The following is a 25427-nucleotide window of genomic DNA, read 5'->3' on the forward strand; positions in this document are numbered from 1 at the left end:
GCGTGCCAGGGTGCATCATGACACGTCTGCAGCGGGCGATCCACGTATCGCGGCAGCTTGGCCTTTGACCGCGATCATGATCGCGCCAACAATCAGAAATGCCGCCACTGCAAACGTGATCCGCATTCCTTTGGCAACCGCCTCGGCATGCGCTGTTGTGATGTCGATCGTCGCCGACCCGAGCGCGAACACAGCGCCCATGACAGATGCACCGGTGATGAGCCCGAGATTGCGCGACAGGTTGAGCATACCGGAAATGACGCCCTTCTGGTCCGGATTGATATCCGTCATGATGGCGGTGTTGTTGGCTGTCTGGAACAGCGCATAACCACAGGTGATGACGACAATGGGCGCGATATAGCCGGCGACGCCGAGCATCGCCGGCAACAAGGATAGCGCCAAGGAACCGACGGCAATGGCGGCGAGCCCAACGATGGTCATCCGCTCGGTGCCAAAGCGGTCCGCAATGCGACCGGCCGGCGTGCCGGCCAGCGCGGCGACAAGCGGACCGACCGACAGCACGATGCCAACAAGGACCCCGCCGAGCCCGAGACCACGGGAGAGATAGAACGGGCCGACCACCAGCGTCGCCATCATGACCGTCGAGACGAGCGCGCTCATGGCAAGGCCCGCACTTAAGCGTGGATCGAAAAACATCGTCAATCGGAGCAAAGGCGATGCTGCTCTCATCTCGATGCGCACAAAAAGGCCAACGCCGAACACGGCGGCCAGCAACAGAGCTGTATTGAGGGGACCAAAACGACCGCGCCCGATTGTCATGGCAAGGGCGTAGGCGGCGATGGTCAAAGCAAGCAGGAGCGTGCCAGCAATGTCAAAACCGGTCCGACCGGTCTTTGGCGCTTGGGTGTCAACTGGCAAAGTGCGGTAAGCGAGAAGCAACGTAACGATACCCAGCGGCACATTAATGAGGAAGATTGCCCGCCAGCCGGCTCCGGCGATCAGAACGCCGCCGAGCGACGGACCGAGCGCCGTGCCAATCGCGGACATCGTTCCAAGCAGCCCCATGGCACTTCCGATTTTTGCCTTCGCAACCGTCTCACCAACCAAGGCCATGGCGAGCGCCATCATGATGGCCGCGCCGATGCCCTGCACCGCCCGGACGCCAATCAGCAGCCAGAGCGTCGGGGCAAGGCCGCCCAAGGCGGAAGCCAGAGTGAACAGGAAGATTCCCGCAAGGAGCAGCCGTCTACGGCCGGCAATGTCCCCGAGCCGCCCGACGCTAACAATCAGGGTGGTGATGGCGAGGAGATAAGCGAGGACGATCCACTGGACTTCCTGGAAGGACGCGTTGAAGGCCTGTGCCAACGTCGGCAAGCCAACATTGGCGATGCTGGTGCCGAGCGAGGACAGCAACATGGAGAGCGAAAGGCTGGCGAGGGCCCACCGGGCCGGGAGCCTGGCGCCTGAGGTAACGGCATCCTGCCTTGCGAAAATCATCATGCGATAACGACCAGGATGACTGGCAACGCGATGATCCATGGCGCTCGCCATGCACCGGCACCGATGCTGAAACAATCGTCAACAGACCGGGCATTGCGCAAAGTGGCGATTGCCGTGATGAGCAAGGACATGAAGCAGGAGGATACGAAACCGAAAACTGCAGGCGCAAAGCGGGCGGACATGGGCAGATGATTCCTTGGTTGCAACTCCCACCTACATAGTCCGTTGCCTCACATGGCGGAACACGCACCATTTGCACTTTATTCGTGCATTTGACGCCACATCGTGAAGCGACTGTGCTAAGGTCGATGCATGTCGACACCCGATCTCAATTTGCTTGTAACCCTTGATGTGCTGCTCGCAGAAGGGAGTGTGGCGCGCGCGGCCAAGCGGTTGCGGCTTAGCCCATCGGCGATGAGCCGATCATTGGCACGGCTGCGTGAGGCGACGGGCGATCCGCTATTGGTCAGGGCCGGTCGCGGTCTCGTTCCCACCCCACGAGCCCTCGAACTTTGCGAGCGGGTCAGTCAGCTCGTGCAGGACGCGCAAGCGGTTCTACGCCCTGCCGAGAACCTCAACCTTCGCCAACTCAATCGAACCTTCACGCTGCGGACCAGCGAAGGCTTTGTGGAGAATTTCGGACCGGACGTCATTGCTCGCGTTGGCAAGGAAGCTCCAGGCGTGCGGCTGCGCTTTGTCCAAAAGCCCGACAAAGACAGCGCGTCCCTTCGCGACGGGACGGTCGATCTGGAAACTGGTGTTGCGGGAAAGACGACGAGTCCCGAGATGCGTGCGCAGCCGTTGTTCCGAGACCGCTTCATCGGCGTCGTGCGCAAGGGGCACCCGCTGAGCCAGGGCGAAATCACACCTTCTCGTTATGCTGCCGGCAGGCACATCAGCGTCTCGCGGCGCGGGCTCGACAATGGACCAATTGATGAAGCCTTGATTCCTTTCGGACTGGAACGGGAGATCGTCACGATTGTCGGCGGCTTTTCCGCCGCGCTGGCTCTCGCTCGGGGCTGTGACCTGATCGCCAGTGTTCCCGAGCGTCATACTGGAAACCTGCGCTCCGGAATGCATAGTTTTCCCCTTCCGGTCTCAACGCCGCAGGTCATGGTTTCATTGCTCTGGCACCCGCGGCTGGATGCAGATCCTGCCCATCGCTGGCTGCGGGGATGTGTGCGGGAGGCTTGCGCGAACCAACCACCATTCATCCACGCGTAAGAGCTGCCGAAGGCCGCGGTGATTTCGCGAGGATGACCGCGCCATTCCAAGTCGGTCCCAGGCATCTGAAGACCTCGTTATGCTACGAGCTTATGTGGTCGACTTGAACCCTGAGTGGCCACAGGTGCATTCCCTTCTCGATGGTGCTCAGCCGGGCTTACCGGTGAACGATCGACTCGATCTCCAACTGCAAGTCAGGTTCAGCCAAAGCAGCACCCCCAACGTTTGCGGCCCCACAAAGGATCCAGCTGTCCTTACCGACAGGCTCGTCCGACGCGTCGGATTGTTCCTGGCCGTTGCACTCCCCGACACCCTTGAGGGCGCGTCGTCCTCGCAGGCTGGGCTGTCGGCTCCGCTGAAGCCGCGCCCAGCCAGTCTTCACGCTTCCCCTTCTCGCACGCGGCCCATCCTGCGCTAAGGCGGTTCGTGGCGTCCAAGAAATGCCGCTTGCGCCCTCAATGGCGCAAGGGAGGCTACGCCGCGGCCGGCTTGTCACGAGCGTCCCTCGTCCAATCGCGCCCTTGCCCATTTGGTCTTCGCGGCGCGGGATCGGATGGCTCCCGAATACGGGAGGCAAGGACAAAAAAGGAGACGAAATGGAAAAGCAAGAAATCGTATGTCCTCGACATGGCGGAGTGGCGCCAAAAGGCGGTGGACAAGACGTTAGGTCGCAAGCCATTGGCCGACATCAATCTGCTTGCCGAGCGCCAAAACGAGATCACGCCACCGTTCGCCGATGCGCACCATCAACCAACCCGCCGTGACCGCTAGGCTTTCAACACCATGTTCAAGGGGGTCATTGTCCGTGAAATTTATCCTTACATCGATGCTCTCCATCCCATTTGCGTTTTATTTTGCCTCGCCCTCGCAAGCGAGCGATTGGGGCTGTGAGGTACTCTTGTGTGCTGCGTCTTCCAACCCGTCCTGGCACGATGTCGCCAGCTGCCGCCCACCCATGGAGAAACTGATCACAGCGATGAAGAAGCCCGGGTTTTCGTGGCCGATCTGCCAGGGAGCTGGTGCCGGAAAGCCGGAATATGAACGATATATGGAGTGCCCGGCGGGATGGATGCCGACCGCGAGTGGCGGTGTCCGCGACCGTCAAGCCTCTGGGGAAAAGTCTAGGTGCATGCGCCGCGTAACGACTTGCCGCTCAAGAGTTCATTCGTCGCGAGATGCTTCCGGCGATGGTGTCACGCGGATGTTCTCAGATGGTCCTTCCTGCTCCTTCACAGAATTCATGCAGAGGCCTTTACGACCCGACCCGTATTATTTCGATATGAAGGAGGAGGTCTCTGGTCAACTCACCCGGTTCTGGTTCAACTTGCGCAAATGACCGATGATTGCGCTCGCTAGAGTTTTGGCGGCCTTGATCGATAGAGCCAATTTCCACGAAGTGCATGGCCTTTTGGCGCCGTCGTGATGTATGACATCAGCGCAACGTTTTGGACTTGGGAAATGAGTAAGGATTTGAAAAACCACATCGCGGAATTGGAACTGGTGGAAACCACTGATCCCGACAATGAAAAACCGGTCTACAGGAGACCTGGTTTCGACGGTATAGCAACGTTCGGAGAATTGGATAACAAACTTGGTGAAGCACTGCGGCGCTGTCGTCAAGAAGAAGGCCTCAGCAGGGCGGAGATAGCGAGACTTGTTGGTCTAAGCGAGCAGGTATACGGACGCTACGAACGAAACTCATCTAAAATGACGGTCAGCCGACTGATCCACCTGAGCGAAGTCCTCGGGGCATCCCCGCTTTCCATGCTGTTCAGCACTGCTCCTCACTTGTGGGGCAAGACAGAAGTGGAAGCCGAAAGCAGGTTCCGAATAATGAAATTGCTGGAGGATCTTCCTGCCGAGACTATGGCTTCCGTCACGACGCTGCTAGAGACCATCGCCGTTCTTCAGGCCAAGGCGAACAAGACTTAGGAGGCGACCCGCGGCGCTGCGCTAAAGAAACAGTTCTACCGATCTCATGACTCGCGTGATTGTTCCTTCATCCATGGAGGTGCGAGTCTTTGCCAGCATCAAACTCAGATATATCAATTTGGATTGGGCCCCCAGGTTTGTAGAGGGACGAACGTCAATCAGATGCTTGCGGAGGAATTGTTCTTCAAGAATTTTTATCGCAAGGGCCCGTCGAACCTCGCTCGTTGTGGGCATTTTCGTCTGAAGCGCTTCTATAGATGTCATCAGACGAGCATGCCGCTCCAAAAGTGTCCAAAGCTCCTGGTCCAAGCACTTTTCTAATATTCTTGCCGACGCGTTTCGCGATGTCGATTGCATGCCGGTGACCCCAAGCGTGTAACTGCAACTGATCAGATTGAGACGGGTTAAATACAACGGAGCGGATCATAGGCTTCCCACCCACCTCGCCAGGTCGGTGTAAGGCTCTGGCTCATAGACGTACTCGAACGGTATCGCAGGATGGACCATCAACGAGAGATAGCGCCAAAGATTTTCGCGACTGTTACTTGCCGCAAGACCATAGAAGTTTCCGCTGTTCCACGTGACGACGCAGTGTTTAAATTGTGCATAAACTGCGCGCGCCATCTCTGCCAAGGTCACTTGGCCGTCGTGCATTGTTGTGAGCACGAGTTTCGTTTTCCTCGCAATCTCCTCGGTACCGAAGTAATGCGTCTTGAAGCCGAAGTCCTTTTGAGACTCACGTCCTTGGTATTCTCCGGCATCAACGGCCCGGAACTTCTCCAAGAGCAAGAGGATGCCGTCAGCCTTGAGATGTTGAGCGACAAATTCGATTTGTTTTGGTCGATTGGGTGAGTACATCTGAAACGTGGTGTCTTCCAGGATGAAGTCGAACCCGTCAGAAAACGGCTCGAGCTTCTTGTCGGAACGGAGGTGTTCTTTGGTCAAGCGATGGAAGGGACCGAGGAAAAAGCTGGCGTGGGCCGGTTCACCGAACGCCATGAAGCACTTGTAATTCTCCGCGTTCGGACTGCAAGACAACGATCGAATACTCCCCCGGCTCAGTTCGGATAAACTACGCGCCATCGTGCCTTCCCCAGTGCCAAGACTATAGAGCAACACGTCATTCGTGTTCAATTGGCTATATCGCAGGAGCGCATGCGCCATGCGGCATTCCTCCTCCAGGCGATACGGAATACTGCTATGATAGTGTTGGTCGAAGAAGCCTTGGCGGCGTGAATGAAGTTCGACGAAACGATGAAGAAGTATGTCATAGGGCAAAAGCCGTGTATCGACGGCGGGTCTGCGAATGGGCATTCCAGCCTTGCCGGCCGCGGTCTCGGCAAAGAAGCCGGCCAGTTGGTTCAAACGCGGGCCGCGGTCGCACTCGGTGATAAAGTCCGTGAAAGCTTGCATCGTGGTACACCTACGTGATTGCATTCCAAGGTACGACGCCGCCGGGCTGTCAGATGGTATTCCGCAGTGATTATGCAGGCCGTGCCCATCTGCCGCCAGCGCACCGTCCCATAGGTGGTAGACCGCGGTTCGATAGCGCGCTTTCACCGGCATGCCCTTTTTTCACGAAAGTGCCATCATCGCCAACCGTGGGTTGATCGCGGATTGTTCGATAACCCAAGATGAATCTATAACCCGTTGTAATTAGTTAATTGGAGGGATCGCCTCTTTTGACGGATACATCTGAATTTCAACCCGACGAGGTCCGCCGCTCGGTTCATCAAACTCTGGTCCACAACTATATCGACTGGGGAATGGTGCGGGCGCACATCGTTAAAAGAACGGGATTAGCACGTCAGGAGACGCGCATTGCTCGTGACCAACATTCGTTTCTGATAAACCTGAAGGGTGGGGCACGGTCTGGTGAGGATTTCGTCGAAGGGCGTTCGGTTGGCTTCACCCCCGCCGTCCGGGCTCTGTCGTTTTTGTACCTGCTCACCGTGAATGGAGTGGATGGGACGAGGGAGACGCCATCGGTTCATATCTATTCGTATCCGTAAATACCACGTTCATTGAGCAATCCCTCGGTTCCAGGCACCTGGCGGGCTTGAAGCCGGCCATCGGGTTTCGAGACAACATCATCGAAGATTCGCTTCAAAGGATCGCGACCGAGCTCAATAACCCCGATCCAATCAGTGCTGCCATGGCTGAAAGCCAGGCCGTCCAGCTGTTCGTACAGTTACTCAGACTTAATGGTGTTGGTCTGGAGCCAGCCAAGGGTGGACTCTCACCGCTCAATCTCAAGCGTATAAACGCCATCATCGAGAGCCGACCGGCGAACCCGCCGAGCCTGGAGGAACTTGTCCGAGAGATTGGCGTAAGTCGACGTCACTTCTTTCGCGCGTTCAAGCAGTCCACGGGCAAGACACCTCATTCATATGTTGCAGAACATCGGTTGAAACGCGCAGTCGACCTCCTTCGTGCTACCGATCTTTCGGCGACCGACATTGCACTGGAATGTGGGTTTTCGAGTTCAAGTCACTTTACCGTTGCCTTCAAACAAGCCTTTCGCACCGGCCCGTCGGAGTTCCGCCGCAGGTGGCGAAGTTGATGCCCATGGCGGAGATATTTTGGCACGATTTCGAAAGTCCGGCACGAATCCGAAAGCGTAACGGTCAGAAATTTCCAATGATACTTGCAAAGCCATTTCCGAAAGCTGCCAATGCCTCGATCCTGTTCCGGCGCAGATTATGGATCGCATTCGTTCAACTGGTACCTCGCGAGCACGTTTGCTTCGGCCGTAGGGCGGAGCGCCTACCACTTTGCCTGCGCCTGGATCCTCGTTGTTTCGGGACACGGCGTATCAGCTGTAGCAGTGTTTTTCACATCCCTGAGCATGGCAGAACTGATCGCGAGCCCACTCGCAGGATGGATATCTGATCACTGCGATCGGCGTCTTCTTTGTTTGATAGCCGATTTCGTCCGCTTCTTAACCGCGTTGGCTCTGGGGGCCATCATGATTGGGTCGGATTTGCATTGGGCGATCTGGTTGTCGACAATTCCCTTTGCGGCGTGCGACCGGATTGCGCTTACGGCGTCTCAGTCCATGATACCATCCGTTGGTGCTGGTCTTCGGCTCTCGACAGCAAATTGCATCGTGTGCTTTTTGACGCAATCAGGAAGTCTGGTGGCGGCAGCGCTTACTGGTGTCTTGCTGCACGTCTCCACCCAGACGTTTGCGCTCGCAGCAATTGCCTCGGCTTTTGCGATATCCGTATGCTGTATGTGCCTCGTCCGGCGAGAACCACTGTCTACTCAGGATACAGGAGATACAACCGAATCGGAACTGCTTGTGGACAACCATTTGCTCCGACTCGGCGCCATTTACGCACTTCTGTACCTCGGGGGCATGTTGGTAAGCGTTATTGGCCCGAGCTTTGTGTTGGAAGAACTCGGAGGCAGCGCTATAGATTATGGACAGCTTGAAAGCGCCTGGTCCGCTGGGTCCATCCTGGGCGCCATCCTTCTTATGCCGCTGGTCCGGGCCATAGACATCCCGATCTTGCACCTGGTCGTACTCGCCCTTACCGCTTTCTCGTTTGCAGTGCTGAAAATGTTGGATTTGCCGTGGGCGCTACTCGCGTTCGCTACGTTGGGCGCACTTTATAATCTGGGCAGGGTTGCCGTTGAGGTCACGCTTCAATCGAGCATTCCACGAGCGACCTTGGGCCGGGCAAAAGGCGCTCTACATTGCACCGGAGTTTTTCTCGGATTGATCCTTTTTGCAATTGGTGCAGCGTTTTCCGACGAGGTAAGACCCTCTACAATTTTTCTGGTATTTGCTGGGATCCTCGCTCTGAGCCTAATCGTTCTGATCGTTTCTCGGATTGATTGGTACCAAAAAGGTTGAACGGCGATGGACCTTGCGCCAAGGTCGCAGAAAAGCGCCGGATTTTCGGCGATTGCCGATTGCCCCCGATTATTCCCTTGCGAGCAAGCTCGACACTACTATCGTAGAGCGCGGGAAGGTCGTAGCGACAGTATCTCAACTTCCTTGGTTGTCCGTTTCAGACGCAGATTTGCTAAGGCGAGGAAAAAACGCGTTGGGGTCGCGAGAAGATTCTTCCGGGGGCCTCCTCAGCCATATGATGACCGCAGTCGAGGCGTCGTCGTCCTGCAACATTGGTTGACCAGGACCGCTAGATAGCGAGAATATTTCCGTGCATTTCTTCTAAGTCCTCGCGAGCTGACCATACGATGGTGGTGTCAACTTTGCGCAAGTTTCGATGTGCGCGGTTGAACCGTTATGCGCAAAGCATCTTTTCGCCTTGTCGTCCGTTGAGAACTCTGCTTGCCAATTAGTTCATCTCGCGGCGCACTATGTCTCGGCGATCAGATTAGCCGGGGAGATTTCTAGGGCTTTTGCAAGATAGTATAAGTTATCAAGACTGACGTTGCGAACGCCGCGTTCGATCGCCGAGACGTTCGTGCGATGCATTTCAGTACGGAAGGCCAACTCATCCTGACTGATACCCAAAACCTTACGCTGCGCCCTTATATTGTGCGCTAACGTTTTTCGTAAAGGTGATGGACGGTCTCGTTTCACAATATCGAATTTGTCCATTTTAACTCTTTATGGCGACAGAGTTTATGGCTACATTGCGTTTTCTGAGGCCGCGGTGGCACTAGCGGCGGACCAACCAGCAGGTGCGTTTGGTGATCAAATTCAGTCGATTGTTGCTTGTTGTTTGGTGTCTCTCGCGGGGGCGTACCGCGAAATACTCACTCAACGGGGAGTGACGGATGCATCACCGAAAAGTCCCGCGGACCGAATGGCAACCCCGCCCGCTTCACCCGCAACCAGGCGCGGGCGAGTGGCCACATGCTGCTGACCTTTATGTCGGGCGTCAGGTTACCGCCGTCCGCCTTCAATCCGACGTAACGCAGGCCGAGCTGGCCCGCGCTGTCGGGGTAAGCCCCCAGCAATTACAAAAATATGAGAACGGCAAAAACCGCATCAGTGCATCCATGCTCTTTGAAATCGCGACATGCCTCGGTGTGCCCGTCGGCCGCTTGTTCGAAGGTCTGCCGGGAAATGCGACGCAGAAGGGCGAGGTGGCGTCTCTCCCCGTCGACGAGCGGATCACATTCCTGGCAAGCAGTGAGGGGCGCCGGCTGATTGAAGGGGTGATGCGGCTGCATCCTCGCACGCGCCGCCGCGTATCCGCCCTCATCGCGGCTTTGGGCGAAGAATTGTCGGCGCTGAAGGGCGACGAGGGATGCCAGCGGCCGAAGACAGAAAATGGCCACGGCGGCGCACCGGACCCGCAGCGGGCGTTTCAAACAGTTTTGGCATCGGATGATGCGGATCGGGGGCGGGCATGACGAAGCCCGCGCCGCCGCCTGCCTTCAAGGTCGGTGACTGCCGGACAACCTCCCATGACCGGAGGTCGTGGCACCGCGTCGAGGCCGATCTTGTCCGGCGGAGCGGGCTTGCGACAGAGGAGACAGCAATCACCTCCAGCCAGCACCTTGTTCTGCTCAATGTGCAGGGCAACTCCGAGCGTGGCCAATACTTCATCGATGGCAGGAACGCCGGGTTTGTCCCGCGAAAGCCCGGGGCAATCCTGTTTGTTCCCGCCGAATGCAGCTGGCGGGGCTGGGAGGCTGGCGCCTCGACAGCTGCCTACCTGTCAATCCTGGTGAAACCGGCGCACGTGGCAGAGCTTCTTGCCCGGGTGCCGCCCGGCGCGCTGCCGTCGCTCTCGCCCGATCTGGGATCTCGAGGATGCCATCATCATGAACGCGGCCCGCGGGATAGGCGCAGAGATTCGGGATCGCAATCCGCTCAGCACCATGCTTGTCGAGAGCTATACCGCCACAATCTTCACGCAGCTGATGCGCAAGCAAAAATATCCGGCCCCCGTGCGCAAAGGCGGGCTCGCCGCCACGAACCTTAACCGTGTGATTGCGAAAATTGACGATGACCTCACGGCTGACTTGTCGCTTTTACAACTGGCCGACCTTGCCGGTTTGAGCGTTCCCCACTTTTGCCGCGCATTCAGGCAAACGCTCGGTTGTCCGCCATACACCTTCATTATCCGGCGCAGGATCGAGCGGGCAAAGGACTTTTTGCGCCATTCCTCCAGGCCTGTCACCGACATCGCCTTGTCCTGTGGTTTCTCCAGTTCAAGCCATTTTTCCAATGCCTTCCGGCGAGAAACGGGAACGACCCCCTTAGCATATCGCGGCATCTGGCCCGGCAACGCATCGCAATGATTTACTGATCAGATCCCGCACTTGCATCAATTTACTGCAAGCGTGGTCGCGCTGGCTATCGCATCCTCGCGAAAACGAGCCGAGGTCCCCAGTGAATACTCTACCTGATGCCGGCAAAGTCCGGTCGGTCATTTCTGACATCAACGCCCCGCTACGCGTCAAGAATCTCAAGAAGCGCTTTGGTGCGATCGAGGTCCTCAAAGGGATTTCCATGACCGCACAGCGCGGCGATGTGATCTCCATCCTCGGAAGCAGCGGTTCCGGAAAAAGTACGTTTCTGCGATGCCTAAACTTTCTGGAAGAGGCTACGGAAGGTGAAATCTGGATTGCCGGAAAACGTGTCAGGATGAGCGGCGGTCTCGTGGGTCAGCGAGAGGTCAACGCTCTGCGCGCCAAGCTGGGGATGGTGTTCCAGCACTTCAACCTTTGGTCATGCAAGACCGTTCTCGAAAACATTGTCGAAGCACCGGTCCATGTTCTGGGCATTTCGAAACAAGAGGCCTGCCTACGGGCAGAAGAGTTGCTTCTAAAAGTGGGCCTGGCCGACAAACGCCACGATTACCCAGTTCATCTTTCCGGCGGGCAACAACAAAGGGTGGCGATCGCGCGTGCTCTGGCGATGGAACCAGAGATACTTCTCTTTGACGAACCGACCTCCGCGCTGGATCCGGAGTTGGTTGGGGAGGTTCTGAAAGTCATTCGATCGCTCGCGGATGAAGGGCGCACGATGCTCATCGTTACGCACGAACTCGGATTTGCCCGTGAGGTCTCCAACCACATCGTGTTTATGTATCAGGGACAGATCGAAGAGGACGGCAATCCGGGCGAACTCTTCAGCAAGCCCTCCTCACCGCGGTTTAAACAGTTTCTGTCAGCGCATCTCGGGGATCGTTGCCAATGATCGAGTTGCATGGCTTTGGCGATCAAATAGCCGTTGGCGCATTCACTACACTTCGCACAGCATTCACAAGTCTGGCGCTTGGTGTCTGCGTCGGTATTTGCGGTGCGGTGGCAAAGCGCAGCCGGCTTCGGATTATTCGGTGGCTCACTGGCTGCTATACCACGATTGTCCGTGGCGTTCCCGAGCTCCTTATCATTCTTATCCTGTACTTTGGCGGCACCGTTGCGTTGACAGCGCTGTTTGGTCACTACGTCGAGGTCGATGCGTTCGCCGCTGGCGTCTTTGCATTGACGATCGTTTTTGGAGCGTACGCGACCGAAGTCTTCAGGGCGGCAATTCAGGCGGTGCCTTCAGGGCAGATTGAGGCGGCTCAAGCCCTTGGTCTGTCGAGGTTTTGCATATGGCACCTCGTTATTGTCCCCCAGATGTGGCGCTATGCGTTACCTGGACTCGGCAACCTTTGGCTCACGTTGCTAAAGGACACGGCGCTGATTTCCGTGGTCGGTCTCGAAGATCTGATGCGTAAGACGAGTATCGCTGCAGGAACCACCCATGATCCACTGACGTTCTATTCGATCGCTGCCAGCCTTTATCTGTTGTTCACCTCCCTTTCGCTATTCGGCCTGACATGGCTTGAGCGCCGCGCCGATCGCGGCGTCCGGTTCGCGAAGTGAGACATTGGTCATGAACTTGCATCTAATTGTCGAAGTTCTGCCACTTCTTATCGAAGGTATGCTCCTCACGGCGCAACTGACGGTGATTTCCGTTGCTATTGGACTTCTCATTGCCGTTCCATTTGCGCTGTTGCGAACATCGCCGTGGCCCGTTTTCTCGCATGCCATTCTCCTCTACACGTTCGTGTTTCGCGGCACCCCCCTGCTGGTACAGCTATTCCTCATCTATTACGGGGCCGGCCAGGTTGAGTGGATACGGTCAAGTGTTGCCTGGAGCATATTGAGAGAGCCTTACTGGTGCGCACTCATCACGTTTTCCCTGAACAATGCAGCCTACACGACGGAGATTTTGCGTGGTGGAATACGTGCGGTTCCTTTGGGTGAAATCGAAGCTGCGAAAGCGCTCGGTATGTCCTACGCGTTGCGCATTCGACGGATCGTCCTTCCTGTCGGCTTTCGGCTCGCGCTTCCGGCCTACGCCAATGAGGTCGTCTTGATGCTGAAGGCGAGTTCTCTCGCCAGCACCATCACTCTCATGGAATTAACCGGCACGGGGCGCAAGATCGTGGCGCAGACCTTTTCTCCCTACGAGGTCTTCATATCGGCGGCACTGATTTATCTCGGCTTCACATTTGTGATCGTTCATTTCTTTGGCCAGTTGGAAAGGCATATGGCAAAGCATCAGAGACGCATCGACCCAAGCAACAACAGCCGCTCGCGTCCCAGCGCCGCCGAGAAAATGTCCGCATCGCAGGAATTGGCATCATGAGGACCGTTCTGGTGCCCCTTTCGGAAGTACGCGGGGCAGATCATGCCACCGCCGCAATCATGCGAGGTAGCTGGTACGAGATCGACCTTGATGCAATTCGACACAACTACCGGCAATTGCGCAGTCATCTGCCTCGGCACGTTAAGATCTATGCTTGCCTGAAACGCAACGCATACGGGTGCGGCGCTGGTCCAGTCGCTTCTGCTTTGGCCAAGGAGGGTGTCGATGGCTTCGCGGTGGCTTCGCTACTCGATGCGATCGCCATTCGCCGGGAGGGCGTGTCCCACCCGCTTCTGCTCTATCCGGGCGCCCTGCCTTCGGCAGCGCCGACGATTGAGTCTCTTGATCTGACCGTCAGCGTTTCCACCGTCGATGAGTTGGTGCAATGGCGAACTGCCATGACGAGACCGCGTGTGTTCATAAAGGTCGATCTTGGGTTCTTCCGTGCCGGGACCACACCGATGGAAGCGAACAAAATTCTCGCCACAGCCAGAGGTCTTGCGGATGTGGATGTCGAGGGCATCTACGCCCACATGAGTGAGTTGCCGACCGCGCAGCCATCAGATGCGCATGAGCAGCTTGATAGAATGCGTACAATATTGCGAGAAGCCGGCGTTCTGGGTTTGCGGCCAGCTGTGGTGATGATGTCCAGTACAGAGGGGGTGCTTAATCATCCGGACATGGACTTCGATGCCGTTGATCCAGGGGCGCTCTTTTTCGGGCTGTCAGAATCCGACAAGCCCACCCGCCCGGTAACGTTGCGCCCCGCACTGAAATCCATCTCCGCAAGCCTAGTCTCGGTCAAGCGCCTCGACGCTTCACTCGGCCCCGTACCCGCCATTTTCGGGATCAATCCGGGGATGACAATGGGGGTGATTGGCATGGGTTGGGGAGACGGGTTTCCCAGGCAGGTTCCAAGCGGTGCCGTGGGCCTCATACGGGGAAAGCGAGCTCGGTTGCTGCCTCCCGCCCATCTTGAACACATACGTATCGACTTAACCGATGTTCCAGAAGCTCGCTTTGGAGATCAGGTCGTGCTGCTCGGCCGTCAAGGTGATCAATCCATCACGCATGAAGAAGTCGCCACCTCCTGGGGGACAGATATCGTCGGCCTCTACGCGCAGCTCAGAGATCATGTCCCGAGGATTTACACCGCCAAGCAAACTCGAAAGGGTAATCCACAATGAATGGTTTCAAACGACTGTTATCCTTCCTTTTCGCTACCGCGATTGCCGCCCAGGCAAATGCCCAGGACGGCAAAACGATCAGGATTGCCACGGAAGGCGCATTTCCACCTTGGAATGCAGTCGACACGTCTGGAAAACCGGTCGGTTTTGACATCGATGTCGGAACGGCGCTTTGTGAACGTGCGAAATTGAAATGCCAATTCGTCACGCAAGCATGGGACGGTATCATTCCCGCTCTGAACGTCGGCAAATTCGATGCTATAATGGCCGGAATGTCGATCACCGAAAAAAGAAAGCAGGTTATCGCCTTTTCGGATCCCTATGCACTGACCTCCAATTACTTTGTTGTCAGGAAGTCGTTTGATCTCCCCGAGATGGCCAGCGATTTGAAAGTCAATCTGTCGTCCGAAGCGGAAGAGGAGAGGGGCGTTCTCCAAGCCCTGAAGGACAACCTTAAGGGAACAATCATTGGCGTGCAGGGATCGACGAACGCCGAAGCATTTGTACGGGAGTATTTTGGCGACACAGTCGAAGTCCGGACGTACGATAAGCAGGACAACCTGAATCTCGATCTGGTAGCAGGCCGGATCGACGGGGGACTAGCAGATTACTCCGTCTGGAAGGCATTTCTGGAGTCCAAAGAGGGTGCGATGGCAGCGCTCTACGGCCCCAGAATTTCGGGTGGACCTTTCGGGCCCGGCGTCGGTATAGGATTGCGGAAGCATGACGAGATGATTACTGGACAGTTCAATGGCGCGATTGAAGAAATTAAAGCGGATGGTACTCTGAGGGCACTAAGTTTGAAATGGTTCGGAGCAGACTTGGTGTCCAACTAAACTTGTGAGTTCTCGCTGAGGAGCGAGTTTGGAGCATCGGCAAGCTAGCGTATTGATCGCGTCCTCGCCATGATCGTTTGCCGAGACACTTCGGCGGGTCTCGTAGCCGAGGCATTTGCGCAGTGTCGTGTTGAGGTGATCGTAGACACGGCGCAGTTCGCTGTCACTATTGGTGCAACTGGCTGTCGGCCAGCTCGAGGAACCGAATGCTTCCCAGCTGACGCCATCCTCATGATTTTGAGCGCCAAGCGATTGTGGAACTTTTGATCGGAACACTGTCACCGTGTGGCGCGTTTCAAACCATCAAACAAGGAGGTTTGTCATGGATTGGGATCGTGTAGAAGGCAATTGGATGCAGCTGAAGGGCAAAATCAAAGAGCAATGGGGCAAGTTGACCGATGATGACCTCGACGTCATCGCCGGGAAGCGTGACCAACTTGAAGGTAAAATTCAGGAGCGGTACGGCAAAGCCAAAGACGCGGCCAAGCGGGAGGTCGACGATTGGTATAACAGTCAGACTTGGTAGAGTTCAACCGGCGATGAACGTGGCCCAGCACCGTGCGGTTGTTGGGCCACTTACGAAAGTTTTCAATTCTTCCGCTGTGATTTCGCACAGTGACAGGAGGACATCGGATGGATCAGATTTATTTTGTTGCGGTCTTTGAACAGGGTGAAGGCGGAGAGTTGTTTCGGCTTGGCGAACCGCAACGGTGTGGGTCGGAGGAACAGGCAAGGACGGTCGCAAGTGATCTGGCGTCAAAGCACGCAGGAGTTATTGCCTGGAGCCAAGAAACACGGCAGGGGACGGAGAAATATGGTCCTCCCATCGTTTTCTACACCGCTGGTGAAGTTATTGACATGAAATGACGGGCGTTGCTTAGTGTAGACATCGCGTTGTACATTACCAAAAATTAATCCACCCATCATCTCCCGTTCATTCTCGTACCGCTACGTTCTCCTCAACGGGCGGAGAAACCGCTCGCGATTTAGGAGACAACAAATGAAACGTATCCTCGCTCTTATTTTGTCGGGCACATTTCTTACGGCATTTGGAGTGGGTGGCGTCTTCGCGCAAACGCAAACGCCCGCACCGACGCAGGCACCAGCGCCCGCCGAAGCGCAAAACAAACCCGCGCCTGCCAGCAACAATGGGAAACAAATAAGAGGAAATATGGACGCGAACGACGATGGCGCTGTGGGCCTGTCTGAGTTCACCAACACGGATCGCTTGAAGCAGGCCGATACGAACGGCGACGGAACGCTATCACCGGAAGAAATTGAGGCGATAGTGATGAAGCGAATGGTCGAGCGTCAGGTCCGGCGAATGACCAATCGCCTTGATGTTAACCGCGATGGTGCCGTGACGATCGCAGAAGTCGAAAAGCAGAAAGAAAAGCGCTTTGCCTTGTTGGATCGCAATGATGATGGCAAATTGGAACAAAGCGAACTTCGCAATGGCAGGAAGAGCGATGAACGTGGCGGCCATAGGCATCATCAGCATCAAAAATCCGAAAAAGGCGATACCAACGACTAAGACAGGGCTTGGCTTGGGACTCCGAAATGGGCAACACTACAGCCACCAAGCGACGATCGCTATGGACCACACGTGAGGGCGGCTGTGCCTGAAAGTTCTGCCAGAGCCAGCGCTCGCTGCCAAACGGGCCCCAGTAGTCAGGGGAGGCATTTCGGGGACGATCGAGCAATACGCCGCCCACGCTGTGTGGCTCTCGACTGGTCCAATCGCGCCGATATTCTGAAGTTTATGCTACGCGATGCGCGCATGCTGGGTAGCACACGGCATTTCCATGATGCTGATGCCGCACGCGCCTTCGAACGAGACCTCGAACGGTCTCCATCATTTGCTAGCGCTACGAACCATTTCCTTATTCCAGACGACAACGGGACCAGAACGCTTGGCACTTTTGACATAAAGGTGTCGACGCTCGTTATCCATGGCACATCCGATCCAATGCACGGCGAGGCGATAGCGTTAGCGGTGCGACCCTTGTTCGAGTCGAAGGCGGAGGCCATGAATTACACAAGGCGGATTGGCCACAGATCACCAAAGCGATCATTGGGCATACCGAAAGGCGTTGAAGATCCTCAACGGTCGGACGGTGCCGTTCGGCGAATAGCCAGAGGCACAATTATTGCTCGTGGGTCAGTTGCTTGACGTTCATGAAGCTTGGAAAGAGCTTGCCGGCGCATATGATCTGAAACAATCGTGCGCATTGGTCGAAACCGTGCGAGCAATTTCAACGTGCTGATTGTGAAGCAGAACATATCGCGCTATTGATGCGATACGTATCATGTGAAAGGGGAGGGTTCATCTTGGCTAAAGGCACCGTTAAATGGTTTAATTCGACCAAGGGTTTTGGTTTTATCCAGCCTGACGATGGCGGCGCAGACGTGTTCGTACACATCTCTGCGGTTGAGCGCGCTGGATTGCGCGGTCTCAATGATGGTCAGAAGATCAGTTATGAGCTCGTGCAGGACAAGAGGTCGGGCAAGACATCAGCTGATCAATTAAGTACGCTTTGACGTAGGACTCAGCGAGAATTCCTACGCGTAACAGAATCTATCCCAAGCGACGGGCTATGTAATTAGATCGGCGACTTTTAGTAATGCCTATCTATTTCTCATGGTCCAGCTTGGCATCGATTTCAGGAGCTTTTGGCGTTTCGCCGACCGTATCCGTTGCTGATTTAAGTTGCTTGGCGTCCCACAATGGCACTTGTTCACGAACGAGCTGCCGACGGCCGTTGCGTTTGATTTCAACGACAAATGATTTCGAAGGCTTCATGAGATCTCTTTACGTTGGGAAGGAGCAAACCTGATCATGAGCCATCAACGGAGTCAAACATATCCTGTTTCGATCCTCCAAAGCGCCCTGATTGCGCATCACAAGCAAAACGCTGGTGCCTGTTTCGGGAAGCAATGCTTTTACTTCGCAAGCGCTTGAGCATGTTAGTTCGACGGAACGCTTGCCAAGAGTGAGTTTGAAATTTTTCCCCGAGGTTTCTGGCGATAAGGGTAGGACGGGTTGCAGCAAGATCATAAAATCCAACAGTTACATACATTTGTTTAATGCTCTTGAATCGAATTCTTCCAAAATTTCGTTTTGCTCTGATGACTAGACCTTAGCTTCGCGACATAGTCTTCATGGGAATCGATGAAGTTCCAGTCTCCAATCTCCGCCCCCAGCCGCTTGGCCTCCGCTAAATGACGGGCAGCGTGCTTATATCGGGCGGTCCGTGCGCGATCGAGCACGAAGTCGATCAATGCGCGCAGCATGATGACTGATGCAGATGGGTGTTTCTCCCGCAGCGCCTCGGCTGCGGATGTCAGGAATTCATAACGGTCGCCGTCGAACTCTGTTGCGCGCGAGATCACAAGCTTCGCTGCGTGATCCAGCGATGGCCACGACAATAAGAATGCCAAGGCGCGGTGGACGTCCGGATACTGATACCCATACGCGAGCGCCTTCTCCTCCGCCTCCATGTCGTCGAAATCCGGCAGACGTTTCAGAAATGCTCGCAGATGATCGGCATTAAGCGTTCGTTCAAAAGAATGCCACCGAAATTCCTGGGCCTCCTCTTTACGTCCCAGCGCTTCCAATACCTCCGTGTATGCGGCTTCCCATTCGAAAGTGTTTGGGTGGCCGACTGTGTGGTTCGCCTCGTTAATGGCATCCAGCGCTTCGTCCGGTCGCCCCGCGTCGACCAGCTTGCGGGCAATCTGTGCGGCGACCGCCGGCTCGGATTTCGCTTGCGCATCTTGCAGGGCGATGAATGCGTCGACATCTCCCTGAGCGTTAGCGATTTGCTCCAGGGCAGTTCGTATGGTTTGATCGCGTTTTCGCAGATTGAGGATATCCTCATAGGATGCTCTTGCATCGCTTAGGCCAGCGGTAGCTCGGTCAGCTCCTGGCAGATTGCTCTCGGCCAGTTTTGACCATTCCAAAAATAGAAATCTCAAGTGGTCGAGACCCTCCACGCCGAGTGAAGGCGCTAGCGCCCCTATCAGAGTGTCGTACTGGCCATATTCATTGTCCTGGAGCGCACTGAAGACGCGCTCCGCAAGCCGACGCGGGTTTCGTTCGGCCGCCTCTGCGATCACGCTCAGATCAGCACAAGCGAGACGGAAAATGGCCATGATCGTTCCATTGGCGTCGGCACAACGGCTAAAGACAGAACGAGCCACTCCCATAAAACGCCACATCACCTCCAGCGCTTCATCTGCGTTGCTGCCGGCGATTGTTTCAGCGATCACGCGACGCTGGGTGTCGAGATCGTTCTTGAGCGCTTTAACCCGCCGCCATCCTACCTTAGACTTTGACCGGTCAATGGATGTCAGACGCTTGGTCACTTCCCGGGCAACCTCTTCGCCGCTCTGCATTCCGGCGAGCTCGATCCGCAAGAGTCGCTTGTTGGCCGCACTTCCCGTACTGATATCGATCAGCAAGGCGGCCAGCCTTTCGACACCTAGTGTCTCAAGATTCTTTGCGTTTAATGTCGTCTTCGATGCCACTTGTTATTCCTGCGTTCGTTGCCGAAACGACCTTATAGACGGTGATAGGCTCGGCCAACCATCGTGGCAAATTGTTTAAAGCAGGGATCTGTTCCACGTACGCCGGCCAATCGCCCCTCCAGTGGAACTACCAAAAGAATGCCGCCGCCGAAGCGGTGCGGGGCCTGAGCGGCGTGATTGACGTTTACAACAAAATCGAGGTCAATCCGCGATCGACCGCTTGGGACATCAAAAAGCGCATCGAGGACGCGCTGAAACGAGCAGCCGAAGTCGAAGCCAAGAGCATGACAGTGGACGTCGACGGGTTCAGAAAAGTCAACTCGAGGGGCGTGTGAACGCCTGGTCGGAACGCAACGCCGTCTGGTCTGCCCCGGGGGTAACGCTGGTGGACGACCGCATCATCGTTGTATGATTGTCCGCAGGACCGCGGCGTTTACGCCGCATTCTCTTCTTGCTGTTGGGAAACGCCAATGAAAGCGGATATGCAAGCAATGGTTCTCCATAAAATCGGAGAGCCGTTGATATTGGTGAACCGCCGAATACCGGAGCCGAGCACCGGCGAAGTTCTGATTAGAATCGAAGCCTGCGCGGTTTGTCGAACGGATCTCCATGTCATCGACGGCGATCTCACCTCAGCGCGGTTGCCGCTTGTGCCGGGACATGAAATTGTCGGCACCGTGATCGATGTTGGACAAGGCGTCGATCCGATACGAATGGAGCACCGCGTTGGCGTTCCTTGGCTCGGCCACACGTGTGGTCGATGTACCTATTGCCAACGCGGAGACGAAAACCTGTGCGATGAACCAGTCTTCACTGGATACACCCGCGATGGCGGCTTTGCCACGCATGTGGTTGCCGACGCAAATTTCTCCATCGAACTCGATTCCCATGCGGATCCGGTCTCTTTGGCACCACTCTTGTGCGCGGGCTTGATTGGCTGGCGGTCACTGAAAAAGACTGGCAAAGCCGAGAAAATCGGACTTTATGGTTTCGGCGCTGCGGCCCATATCATCACGCAAATCTGCACATGGCAGCGCCGGGAAGTCTACGCATTCACTCGTCCGGGAGACACGCCGGCGCAGGTCTTTGCAAAGAGCCTTGGCGCCGCCTGGGCGGGTGGTTCTGATGAAAGACCACCCGTGGAACTGGATGCCGCCATCATCTTCGCTCCAATCGGCGACATTGTCCCAACGGCCTTAAGAGCCGTGCGGAAGGGTGGCCGCGTGGTTTGCGGCGGTATCCATATGAGCGAAATTCCAGCCATGCCATATGCCACAATTTGGGGAGAGCGCGAGCTGGTTTCCGTGGCGAACTTGACGCGTGAGGATGCCAGAGACTTCTTCACGATCACCGGAAAAGCCGGTGTAAAAACGACGACCTCTTGCTATTCTCTGCAAGCGGTGAACCTCGCGCTTGCAGATCTGCGCTTCGGACGTTTGACTGGGGCCGCGGTCATCCTTCCACATGGAAACCGGCAGAATTCGTAACACCAAAACTCGTGCTTAAAAGCGTGTATTGCGATATGCGGCCATCGGCCAATCTATTCCAATTGGATTGTGCATTCGTTTCGGAATCGTCAACGATCTAATTGTCGCTCATCGACGTCTTTGAAGACTGATCAAGGCTGACTTTTACCGCTGCTTGGCTTTGCGGGCGGCATAACGTCGATCACGTTCGGCTTTGCGCTCAGCTTCATCGGTCAGAACGCGAGCGATGCGATTTCTTGCGTCAGCTTCGCGTGCGTCGGCCTCGGCCGAGGCGGCACGAGCAATGGCTTCAGCCTCGGCAGTTTGGCGGGCGAGATTTTCCTGCACCGATCGTTCGCGATCTGCTCGTCTTGTTTCCCGTGCCGCGGCAACTTCCACTCGTTTGGCACGTCTAATAACCATATCGGGGTCGCTCGATTTCGGCGCGGCCCCGAATTTTTTGAGCAGCTGTTCTTTGGCCTGCGCCGCAGCTGCACGCCGTTCACTCAATTCTTTGAGATTTTTCAATTGATGGTCGTCCTATGGGCGCAATGGCTTCGCTTGCGAAGCGATTGCCGACAATAAAGACCAGGCAAGAGCCCAGACTCAAGTTTATATTTAATCCATTGATGCCATCACTATGTCGATTGCAAGGCGGACGCTGATTATACAGTGCTTAATTACACTGGCGATGCCAGACGGGTCGCAACACGACTAGAGGGAGACTTTATGGAGTTTGATGCTGTGCCTCCAAACGATGTGACGACGATGAACCTCCAAATCCGTGATCATGGCACGATGTTTCCTGACGGCATATCGTTCGCCCGCAGTGTCGCTGGTGCATCCGTTTTTCCGGGAGACCATCATGGCTAAAACCGCTGTTCACCTTGATTTCAAGACTGCCTTCAAGATGGAGCCCGATCCAAAGGAAGCTCTCGTGTTCAAGATCAGGCCACGAAAGGGGATCTCGGCATCTGATGCCGTGAGAACAATGCGGCGTACAACGCTTGCGGAGCAGTTGGTAACAACAATGGCGGCAGGAGGCAGGATAAAGATTCTGGCCGAGGGAGATTCTTGGATCAACCTCCTTTGGCCCGAGTCAAGCGCGTTGGGATACGAGATGACCTTTGTTAACGCCCTCGCCAAAGATACGGCAAAGTACGATACACTTAATATTGGTTTTCCGGGCGACACGTTCGGGGAAATTACAAAAAATCCGCCCCAATATAAGCAACCGATTTCGGGCGGACAAAGGCAATTTTTCATATTTTCCGGTGGCGGCAACGATTTCCTCGGAGGCGGCAGTTTGGTCAAGTACGTCAAGCGCTTTTCTCAAGGTGGAGGCTCGAGCAACCCCCGCGACTACATCAGAGACAATGAGTTCGAGGCAATCCTGAACAGGCTCAAAATCGGATACAGACAAATGGTAAGGAACGTGGACGTTTGGTCAAGCGGCTACACCCACGTCCTGCTGCAGGGATACGACTATGCGCATCCGCGTAACAACGGGCCGTGGTTGGGCAAACCGTTTAAGGCACTGGGATACGCCTGGGACAGCAATATCGCCAAAGAGATCGTGAAATACTCGGTCGACAGGTTTTATGAAATGCTGGGCGGAGTCGCGGATTCATCCACAAAGGTACATCTTGTTGATGCAAGGAATTGCTGCCGGGGCAATTGGCACGACGAACTTCACCCCAACGAAAAAGCGTCGAAGAAGATTGCAAAAAAATTCGATGCAGCAATTGACCAAATTCTGGCCGTGTCGTGACAATTCAACACGTCAACGGATACATGCAACTCCTTGAGTTATCCGCTCATGCCAATCACTTTTGTCATTGATCGACGCAGCGGCTTAAGCCGGCACTAGTGCATCCAGATCCGGCAGCAGCACGACACTTTCCTGCTCATTCGGGTCGGTGCGGGCGATGACAGCGGTGCACGGCGTGTTGCTGAGATTAGCTGGAAGGTGCGGGACGCCGGCCGGTATGTAGAAAAGCTCCCCGGTATGCACGACAACATGTTCCTCCAGCCGATCGCCGTACCAAGTATGGGCTTCGCCGGACAGAACATAGATCGCCGTTTCGTGTGCCTCGTGCAAATGTGCCTTGGCGCGCGCGCCTGGCGGGATAGTGAGAATATGCATGCAGATTCCCGTGGATCCGACCGTCTCCGCGGCGATACCCTCGAAATAGTTGAGACCCTGCTTGCCGCCATAGGTGTGATGCGGCTTGACAATGCGGCAGGTGGGCTTTGACTTTGCGTCCATCATTCTCTCCTCCATCAACATTAGGCTGAGCTCAAACACTAACATAGCCGCGTGCCAGTTACCTCAGTTTCGAAGCGTACCGCGGCGGGAGACTGGTGGCAAAAACTTGTTATCATCTAGGGCATGAAAAAGGCATTCCGTTTTGGCAATTAACAAATTCAAGTTCCTGCACGATGAAAAGATGGCCAGCAGCCAAGCAACTGGTCTGTCATGCGATGGTCGCGCGGCAGTGTTGCGCGCGACACTCTGCCGTCCCTTTTAATTCCTGTACCAAACGGCCAGCGTCGGACACGTCCCCAAAGGGTCAGTGAGGGTGCATTTGCACGCCCAAAAGAAACAATGACGCGGCAGAGAACCGCCGCGTCAGGTATAACAACCGCAAGAACGGCCTAGCCCGGGTTTAGGGAGAGAGTTCTTCGAGAACCTTCCCCTTTGTTTCAATCGCAAAAAGCATGGTTATCAGCGCGCCAACGATCAGTATGACCGAAAAAGTTGCGAAGACGTATTGGATACCCATCGTCGACATGATGAAGCCCACAACAATCGGGCCAGCCGAGGAGCCCAGACGCAGCCAGGCGCTACCAGTACCCGTGCCAATCGCACGCAGCCGTGTTGGATAGATCTCGGCCGAATACAGATAGAGCGAGAATGTGACAGTCTGCACGATTGCATAAGCAAGCGCCGCGAGGATAAGTACTTGCGTGGCCGATGTCGCGCCGAGCCACGCCAGGAGAAGCAGCGGAAGTGGCGCGATGAGCAATGCTCCAGTGTACCACCGTTTGCGACCGACTTTGTCAATCAAAAAAGCGCAGATGACTGCTGCGACGACACCGCCGACCGATGTGAAGAACCCGTATAGGATGCTTGTTTCCAGAGGCAGGTTGAAGGTCTGGCGGTAAAGCGTCGGCAGCCAGGTGATGGTGCCGTTGGCAACCATGTAGGCACAGAACCACATGGCCCAGATCGAAAGTGTGCGCTTAAGGTAGATTCCCTGGAACAACTCCCGCCAGTCTGACCGTCGTTGGAAAGGTGCGGCGACAATTTTGGGTTCCGGCAGTTGCTGACCAGCATCGCGGGCACTTTTTTCCAACCGCGATACAATGCGATCAGCCTCATCATAACGGCCATTCGCCACCAGCCAGCGCGGCGATTCATGCAAAAACCAGCGCAGCGGAATCATCAGGATCGCAGGAACAAGGCCGACAACAAACATGGCCTTCCAGCCATAGAGGGGAACCATGAAGTACCCGATTAAGCCGGCGCCAACCAGACCGAGCAGAAACATGACCTCATAGAGAAGGAAGAAGCGGCCGCGTCCCTTGGAGCTGATCATTTCGTTGATATAGGCGCTGGCGACAGGTACTTCGCCACCCGTACCGATCCCTTGGACGAAGCGGAATGCCATCATCATTGTCGCTCCGGCGGCAAAAAGGCAGGCTACATCCATGCTGACAAACAACAGGATCGTAAATAGCAGGACCTTGAGCCGACCGACCTTCTCGGCAAGCCAACCAAACAGGATCGCACCAATCAATTGGCCGAGATAACCCATCGACAGTATCATGCCTGTCTGGCCCGGTGTTAATCCCCACTCTCGAACAAGGACCGGCATGGCATAGGCGATTGCGATGACCGTATAACCGTCGAAGAAAGTAGCAGCCCCAACGATGTTACGAGCCCAGAAGACTTCGCGGGTTATTGGAAGACGCTCAAGACGTGCGCTGATTTCGGCCTGCGGTTCGGTAACCTGTGCCGATCCAACAGGTATTGGCTGAACTAAATTCATTTACTCCTCCTTCCCGCCCTGTGGCCTACCATTCTCCCGGCCAGGGGCGCTCCAATCGTAATGGTTGTACGGCACAATCCGGTGCCGATCGCATAAGACCTTGATGAAAGCTGCCTTGGAGATGGTTTGAAGAAAAAGCGGGCGGGTTCTAACCCCCAACG

The 25427-nt window shown here is 55.7% G+C and carries 29 protein-coding genes and 1 pseudogene; 21 read left to right on the forward strand and 9 right to left on the reverse strand.

The window, feature by feature from the left end; all coding sequences use genetic code 11:
- Positions 1-15: 15 nt before the first annotated feature.
- Both N8E89_RS23755 and N8E89_RS23760 read right to left on the reverse strand, forming a co-directional pair.
- The gene (locus N8E89_RS23755) at positions 16-1458 is read right to left on the reverse strand and encodes an MFS transporter (RefSeq protein WP_410010460.1); all 1443 of its coding nucleotides are present in this window, start codon (positions 1456-1458) and stop codon (positions 16-18) included.
- Positions 1458-1643 carry a DUF2798 domain-containing protein gene (locus N8E89_RS23760; protein WP_262262279.1) on the reverse strand — a complete coding sequence of 62 codons (186 nt, stop codon included), beginning with the start codon at positions 1641-1643 and terminating at the stop codon, positions 1458-1460. The genes N8E89_RS23755 and N8E89_RS23760 overlap by 1 nt, the downstream gene beginning before the upstream one ends.
- A gap of 130 nt (positions 1644-1773) precedes the next feature.
- Here N8E89_RS23760 and N8E89_RS23765 point away from each other — a divergent pair, with 130 nt between their 5' ends.
- The 3 genes and pseudogenes from N8E89_RS23765 (at position 1774) to N8E89_RS23775 (ending at position 4617) form a co-directional block, all read left to right on the forward strand.
- A complete protein-coding gene (locus tag N8E89_RS23765; RefSeq protein ID WP_262262280.1) occupies positions 1774-2685 on the forward strand; it encodes a LysR family transcriptional regulator in 912 nt (303 codons plus the stop codon).
- A 612-nt stretch (positions 2686-3297) separates the two neighbouring features.
- Positions 3298-3456 (forward strand): annotated as a pseudogene (locus N8E89_RS23770) (thermonuclease family protein); the annotation flags it as partial.
- A gap of 651 nt (positions 3457-4107) precedes the next feature.
- A complete protein-coding gene (locus N8E89_RS23775) occupies positions 4108-4617 on the forward strand; it encodes a helix-turn-helix domain-containing protein (protein WP_262262281.1) in 510 nt (169 codons plus the stop codon).
- Positions 4618-5040: 423 nt separating this feature from the next.
- Here N8E89_RS23775 and N8E89_RS23780 read toward each other — a convergent pair whose 3' ends face one another.
- Positions 5041-6030, reverse strand: coding sequence for a class I SAM-dependent methyltransferase (locus N8E89_RS23780; protein WP_410010461.1), 990 nt, complete (start codon positions 6028-6030; stop codon positions 5041-5043).
- 269 nt (positions 6031-6299) lie between these two features.
- Between N8E89_RS23780 and N8E89_RS23785 the strand changes: the two genes are divergently transcribed.
- From N8E89_RS23785 to N8E89_RS23795, 3 genes are all read left to right on the forward strand, one after another.
- The gene (locus N8E89_RS23785) at positions 6300-6629 is read left to right on the forward strand and encodes a hypothetical protein (protein ID WP_262262284.1); all 330 of its coding nucleotides are present in this window, start codon (positions 6300-6302) and stop codon (positions 6627-6629) included.
- A 47-nt stretch (positions 6630-6676) separates the two neighbouring features.
- Complete coding sequence (locus tag N8E89_RS23790) at positions 6677-7180, forward strand: helix-turn-helix domain-containing protein (protein WP_262262285.1); 504 nt, start codon at positions 6677-6679, stop codon at positions 7178-7180.
- A gap of 111 nt (positions 7181-7291) precedes the next feature.
- On the forward strand, positions 7292-8479 hold the full coding sequence (locus tag N8E89_RS23795; protein ID WP_262262287.1) for an MFS transporter: 1188 nt from the start codon (positions 7292-7294) through the stop codon (positions 8477-8479).
- 468 nt (positions 8480-8947) lie between these two features.
- Here the strand turns inward: N8E89_RS23795 and N8E89_RS23800 are convergent, their stop codons facing one another.
- The gene (locus N8E89_RS23800) at positions 8948-9193 is read right to left on the reverse strand and encodes a helix-turn-helix domain-containing protein (protein ID WP_262262288.1); all 246 of its coding nucleotides are present in this window, start codon (positions 9191-9193) and stop codon (positions 8948-8950) included.
- A gap of 179 nt (positions 9194-9372) precedes the next feature.
- Between N8E89_RS23800 and N8E89_RS23805 the strand changes: the two genes are divergently transcribed.
- From N8E89_RS23805 to N8E89_RS23855, 11 genes are all read left to right on the forward strand, one after another.
- Positions 9373-9954 carry a helix-turn-helix domain-containing protein gene (locus N8E89_RS23805; protein ID WP_262262290.1) on the forward strand — a complete coding sequence of 194 codons (582 nt, stop codon included), beginning with the start codon at positions 9373-9375 and terminating at the stop codon, positions 9952-9954.
- A 414-nt stretch (positions 9955-10368) separates the two neighbouring features.
- Entirely contained in the window at positions 10369-10848 is a 480-nt protein-coding gene (locus N8E89_RS23810) for a helix-turn-helix domain-containing protein (RefSeq protein ID WP_262262292.1), read from the forward strand.
- Between the two features lie 130 nt (positions 10849-10978).
- Positions 10979-11749, forward strand: coding sequence for an ABC transporter ATP-binding protein (locus N8E89_RS23815; protein ID WP_262263313.1), 771 nt, complete (start codon positions 10979-10981; stop codon positions 11747-11749).
- A complete protein-coding gene (locus N8E89_RS23820; protein WP_262262293.1) occupies positions 11746-12423 on the forward strand; it encodes an ABC transporter permease in 678 nt (225 codons plus the stop codon). The genes N8E89_RS23815 and N8E89_RS23820 overlap by 4 nt, the downstream gene beginning before the upstream one ends.
- 10 nt (positions 12424-12433) lie before the next feature.
- Complete coding sequence (locus N8E89_RS23825; protein ID WP_262262294.1) at positions 12434-13192, forward strand: ABC transporter permease; 759 nt, start codon at positions 12434-12436, stop codon at positions 13190-13192.
- Positions 13189-14379, forward strand: a complete 1191-nt coding sequence (alr, locus tag N8E89_RS23830; RefSeq protein ID WP_262262295.1) for an alanine racemase — start codon at positions 13189-13191, stop codon at positions 14377-14379. Before N8E89_RS23825 ends, alr begins: the two co-directional genes overlap by 4 nt.
- On the forward strand, positions 14376-15215 hold the full coding sequence (locus N8E89_RS23835) for a transporter substrate-binding domain-containing protein (RefSeq protein ID WP_262262297.1): 840 nt from the start codon (positions 14376-14378) through the stop codon (positions 15213-15215). The genes alr and N8E89_RS23835 overlap by 4 nt, the downstream gene beginning before the upstream one ends.
- Before the next feature lie 322 nt (positions 15216-15537).
- A complete protein-coding gene (locus N8E89_RS23840; protein WP_262262299.1) occupies positions 15538-15741 on the forward strand; it encodes a CsbD family protein in 204 nt (67 codons plus the stop codon).
- A gap of 107 nt (positions 15742-15848) precedes the next feature.
- Complete coding sequence (locus N8E89_RS23845) at positions 15849-16082, forward strand: hypothetical protein (protein WP_262262301.1); 234 nt, start codon at positions 15849-15851, stop codon at positions 16080-16082.
- Positions 16083-16215: 133 nt separating this feature from the next.
- Positions 16216-16749 (forward strand): EF-hand domain-containing protein, encoded by a 534-nt coding sequence (locus tag N8E89_RS23850; RefSeq protein WP_262262302.1) that lies wholly within the window; start codon positions 16216-16218, stop codon positions 16747-16749.
- 761 nt (positions 16750-17510) lie between these two features.
- On the forward strand, positions 17511-17756 hold the full coding sequence (locus tag N8E89_RS23855; RefSeq protein ID WP_410010405.1) for a cold-shock protein: 246 nt from the start codon (positions 17511-17513) through the stop codon (positions 17754-17756).
- A 91-nt stretch (positions 17757-17847) separates the two neighbouring features.
- On the opposite strand, the gene N8E89_RS23860 is transcribed toward N8E89_RS23855, so the two are convergent.
- Positions 17848-18018, reverse strand: coding sequence for a hypothetical protein (locus tag N8E89_RS23860; RefSeq protein WP_262262303.1), 171 nt, complete (start codon positions 18016-18018; stop codon positions 17848-17850).
- 281 nt (positions 18019-18299) lie between these two features.
- Positions 18300-19745 (reverse strand): DUF6880 family protein, encoded by a 1446-nt coding sequence (locus N8E89_RS23865; protein WP_262262304.1) that lies wholly within the window; start codon positions 19743-19745, stop codon positions 18300-18302.
- 41 nt (positions 19746-19786) lie between these two features.
- Here N8E89_RS23865 and N8E89_RS23870 point away from each other — a divergent pair, with 41 nt between their 5' ends.
- Both N8E89_RS23870 and N8E89_RS23875 read left to right on the forward strand, forming a co-directional pair.
- Positions 19787-20080, forward strand: a complete 294-nt coding sequence (locus N8E89_RS23870; protein WP_262262306.1) for a BON domain-containing protein — start codon at positions 19787-19789, stop codon at positions 20078-20080.
- Between the two features lie 147 nt (positions 20081-20227).
- The gene (locus N8E89_RS23875; RefSeq protein WP_262263314.1) at positions 20228-21232 is read left to right on the forward strand and encodes a zinc-dependent alcohol dehydrogenase family protein; all 1005 of its coding nucleotides are present in this window, start codon (positions 20228-20230) and stop codon (positions 21230-21232) included.
- A gap of 144 nt (positions 21233-21376) precedes the next feature.
- On the opposite strand, the gene N8E89_RS23880 is transcribed toward N8E89_RS23875, so the two are convergent.
- Positions 21377-21739, reverse strand: a complete 363-nt coding sequence (locus tag N8E89_RS23880; protein WP_262262308.1) for a DUF6481 family protein — start codon at positions 21737-21739, stop codon at positions 21377-21379.
- Between the two features lie 201 nt (positions 21740-21940).
- Here N8E89_RS23880 and N8E89_RS23885 point away from each other — a divergent pair, with 201 nt between their 5' ends.
- Together N8E89_RS23885 and N8E89_RS23890 are read left to right on the forward strand one after the other, a co-directional pair.
- The gene (locus N8E89_RS23885) at positions 21941-22084 is read left to right on the forward strand and encodes a hypothetical protein (protein WP_262262309.1); all 144 of its coding nucleotides are present in this window, start codon (positions 21941-21943) and stop codon (positions 22082-22084) included.
- On the forward strand, positions 22077-22982 hold the full coding sequence (locus N8E89_RS23890) for a hypothetical protein (protein WP_262262310.1): 906 nt from the start codon (positions 22077-22079) through the stop codon (positions 22980-22982). Before N8E89_RS23885 ends, N8E89_RS23890 begins: the two co-directional genes overlap by 8 nt.
- Positions 22983-23066: 84 nt before the next feature.
- On the opposite strand, the gene N8E89_RS23895 is transcribed toward N8E89_RS23890, so the two are convergent.
- Together N8E89_RS23895 and N8E89_RS23900 are read right to left on the reverse strand one after the other, a co-directional pair.
- Positions 23067-23480, reverse strand: coding sequence for a cupin domain-containing protein (locus N8E89_RS23895; protein WP_262263315.1), 414 nt, complete (start codon positions 23478-23480; stop codon positions 23067-23069).
- Between the two features lie 400 nt (positions 23481-23880).
- Positions 23881-25266 (reverse strand): MFS transporter, encoded by a 1386-nt coding sequence (locus N8E89_RS23900; protein WP_262262311.1) that lies wholly within the window; start codon positions 25264-25266, stop codon positions 23881-23883.
- Positions 25267-25427: the final 161 nt, after the last annotated feature.

It is taken from the genome of Phyllobacterium sp. A18/5-2, assembly GCF_025452215.1.
Taxonomy (GTDB): domain Bacteria; phylum Pseudomonadota; class Alphaproteobacteria; order Rhizobiales; family Rhizobiaceae; genus Phyllobacterium; species Phyllobacterium sophorae.

What these genes read in the sequence shown, in the direction of transcription:
- N8E89_RS23755 (WP_410010460.1), bottom strand. Translation starts at nt 1,458, where the DNA reads ATGATTTTCGCAAGGCAGGATGCCGTTACCTCAGGCGCCAGGCTCCCG.
- N8E89_RS23835 (WP_262262297.1), top strand. Translation starts at nt 14,376, where the DNA reads ATGAATGGTTTCAAACGACTGTTATCCTTCCTTTTCGCTACCGCGATT.
- N8E89_RS23780 (WP_410010461.1), bottom strand. Translation starts at nt 6,030, where the DNA reads ATGCAAGCTTTCACGGACTTTATCACCGAGTGCGACCGCGGCCCGCGT.
- N8E89_RS23890 (WP_262262310.1), top strand. Translation starts at nt 22,077, where the DNA reads ATGGCTAAAACCGCTGTTCACCTTGATTTCAAGACTGCCTTCAAGATG.
- N8E89_RS23775 (WP_262262281.1), top strand. Translation starts at nt 4,108, where the DNA reads ATGTATGACATCAGCGCAACGTTTTGGACTTGGGAAATGAGTAAGGAT.
- N8E89_RS23825 (WP_262262294.1), top strand. Translation starts at nt 12,434, where the DNA reads ATGAACTTGCATCTAATTGTCGAAGTTCTGCCACTTCTTATCGAAGGT.
- N8E89_RS23805 (WP_262262290.1), top strand. Translation starts at nt 9,373, where the DNA reads ATGCATCACCGAAAAGTCCCGCGGACCGAATGGCAACCCCGCCCGCTT.
- N8E89_RS23875 (WP_262263314.1), top strand. Translation starts at nt 20,228, where the DNA reads ATGCAAGCAATGGTTCTCCATAAAATCGGAGAGCCGTTGATATTGGTG.
- N8E89_RS23850 (WP_262262302.1), top strand. Translation starts at nt 16,216, where the DNA reads ATGAAACGTATCCTCGCTCTTATTTTGTCGGGCACATTTCTTACGGCA.
- N8E89_RS23840 (WP_262262299.1), top strand. Translation starts at nt 15,538, where the DNA reads ATGGATTGGGATCGTGTAGAAGGCAATTGGATGCAGCTGAAGGGCAAA.
- alr (WP_262262295.1), top strand. Translation starts at nt 13,189, where the DNA reads ATGAGGACCGTTCTGGTGCCCCTTTCGGAAGTACGCGGGGCAGATCAT.
- N8E89_RS23860 (WP_262262303.1), bottom strand. Translation starts at nt 18,018, where the DNA reads ATGAAGCCTTCGAAATCATTTGTCGTTGAAATCAAACGCAACGGCCGT.
- N8E89_RS23895 (WP_262263315.1), bottom strand. Translation starts at nt 23,480, where the DNA reads ATGGACGCAAAGTCAAAGCCCACCTGCCGCATTGTCAAGCCGCATCAC.
- N8E89_RS23855 (WP_410010405.1), top strand. Translation starts at nt 17,511, where the DNA reads ATGCGATACGTATCATGTGAAAGGGGAGGGTTCATCTTGGCTAAAGGC.
- N8E89_RS23760 (WP_262262279.1), bottom strand. Translation starts at nt 1,643, where the DNA reads ATGTCCGCCCGCTTTGCGCCTGCAGTTTTCGGTTTCGTATCCTCCTGC.
- N8E89_RS23810 (WP_262262292.1), top strand. Translation starts at nt 10,369, where the DNA reads ATGAACGCGGCCCGCGGGATAGGCGCAGAGATTCGGGATCGCAATCCG.
- N8E89_RS23820 (WP_262262293.1), top strand. Translation starts at nt 11,746, where the DNA reads ATGATCGAGTTGCATGGCTTTGGCGATCAAATAGCCGTTGGCGCATTC.
- N8E89_RS23885 (WP_262262309.1), top strand. Translation starts at nt 21,941, where the DNA reads ATGGAGTTTGATGCTGTGCCTCCAAACGATGTGACGACGATGAACCTC.
- N8E89_RS23900 (WP_262262311.1), bottom strand. Translation starts at nt 25,266, where the DNA reads ATGAATTTAGTTCAGCCAATACCTGTTGGATCGGCACAGGTTACCGAA.
- N8E89_RS23795 (WP_262262287.1), top strand. Translation starts at nt 7,292, where the DNA reads ATGCCTCGATCCTGTTCCGGCGCAGATTATGGATCGCATTCGTTCAAC.
- N8E89_RS23845 (WP_262262301.1), top strand. Translation starts at nt 15,849, where the DNA reads ATGGATCAGATTTATTTTGTTGCGGTCTTTGAACAGGGTGAAGGCGGA.
- N8E89_RS23800 (WP_262262288.1), bottom strand. Translation starts at nt 9,193, where the DNA reads ATGGACAAATTCGATATTGTGAAACGAGACCGTCCATCACCTTTACGA.
- N8E89_RS23765 (WP_262262280.1), top strand. Translation starts at nt 1,774, where the DNA reads ATGTCGACACCCGATCTCAATTTGCTTGTAACCCTTGATGTGCTGCTC.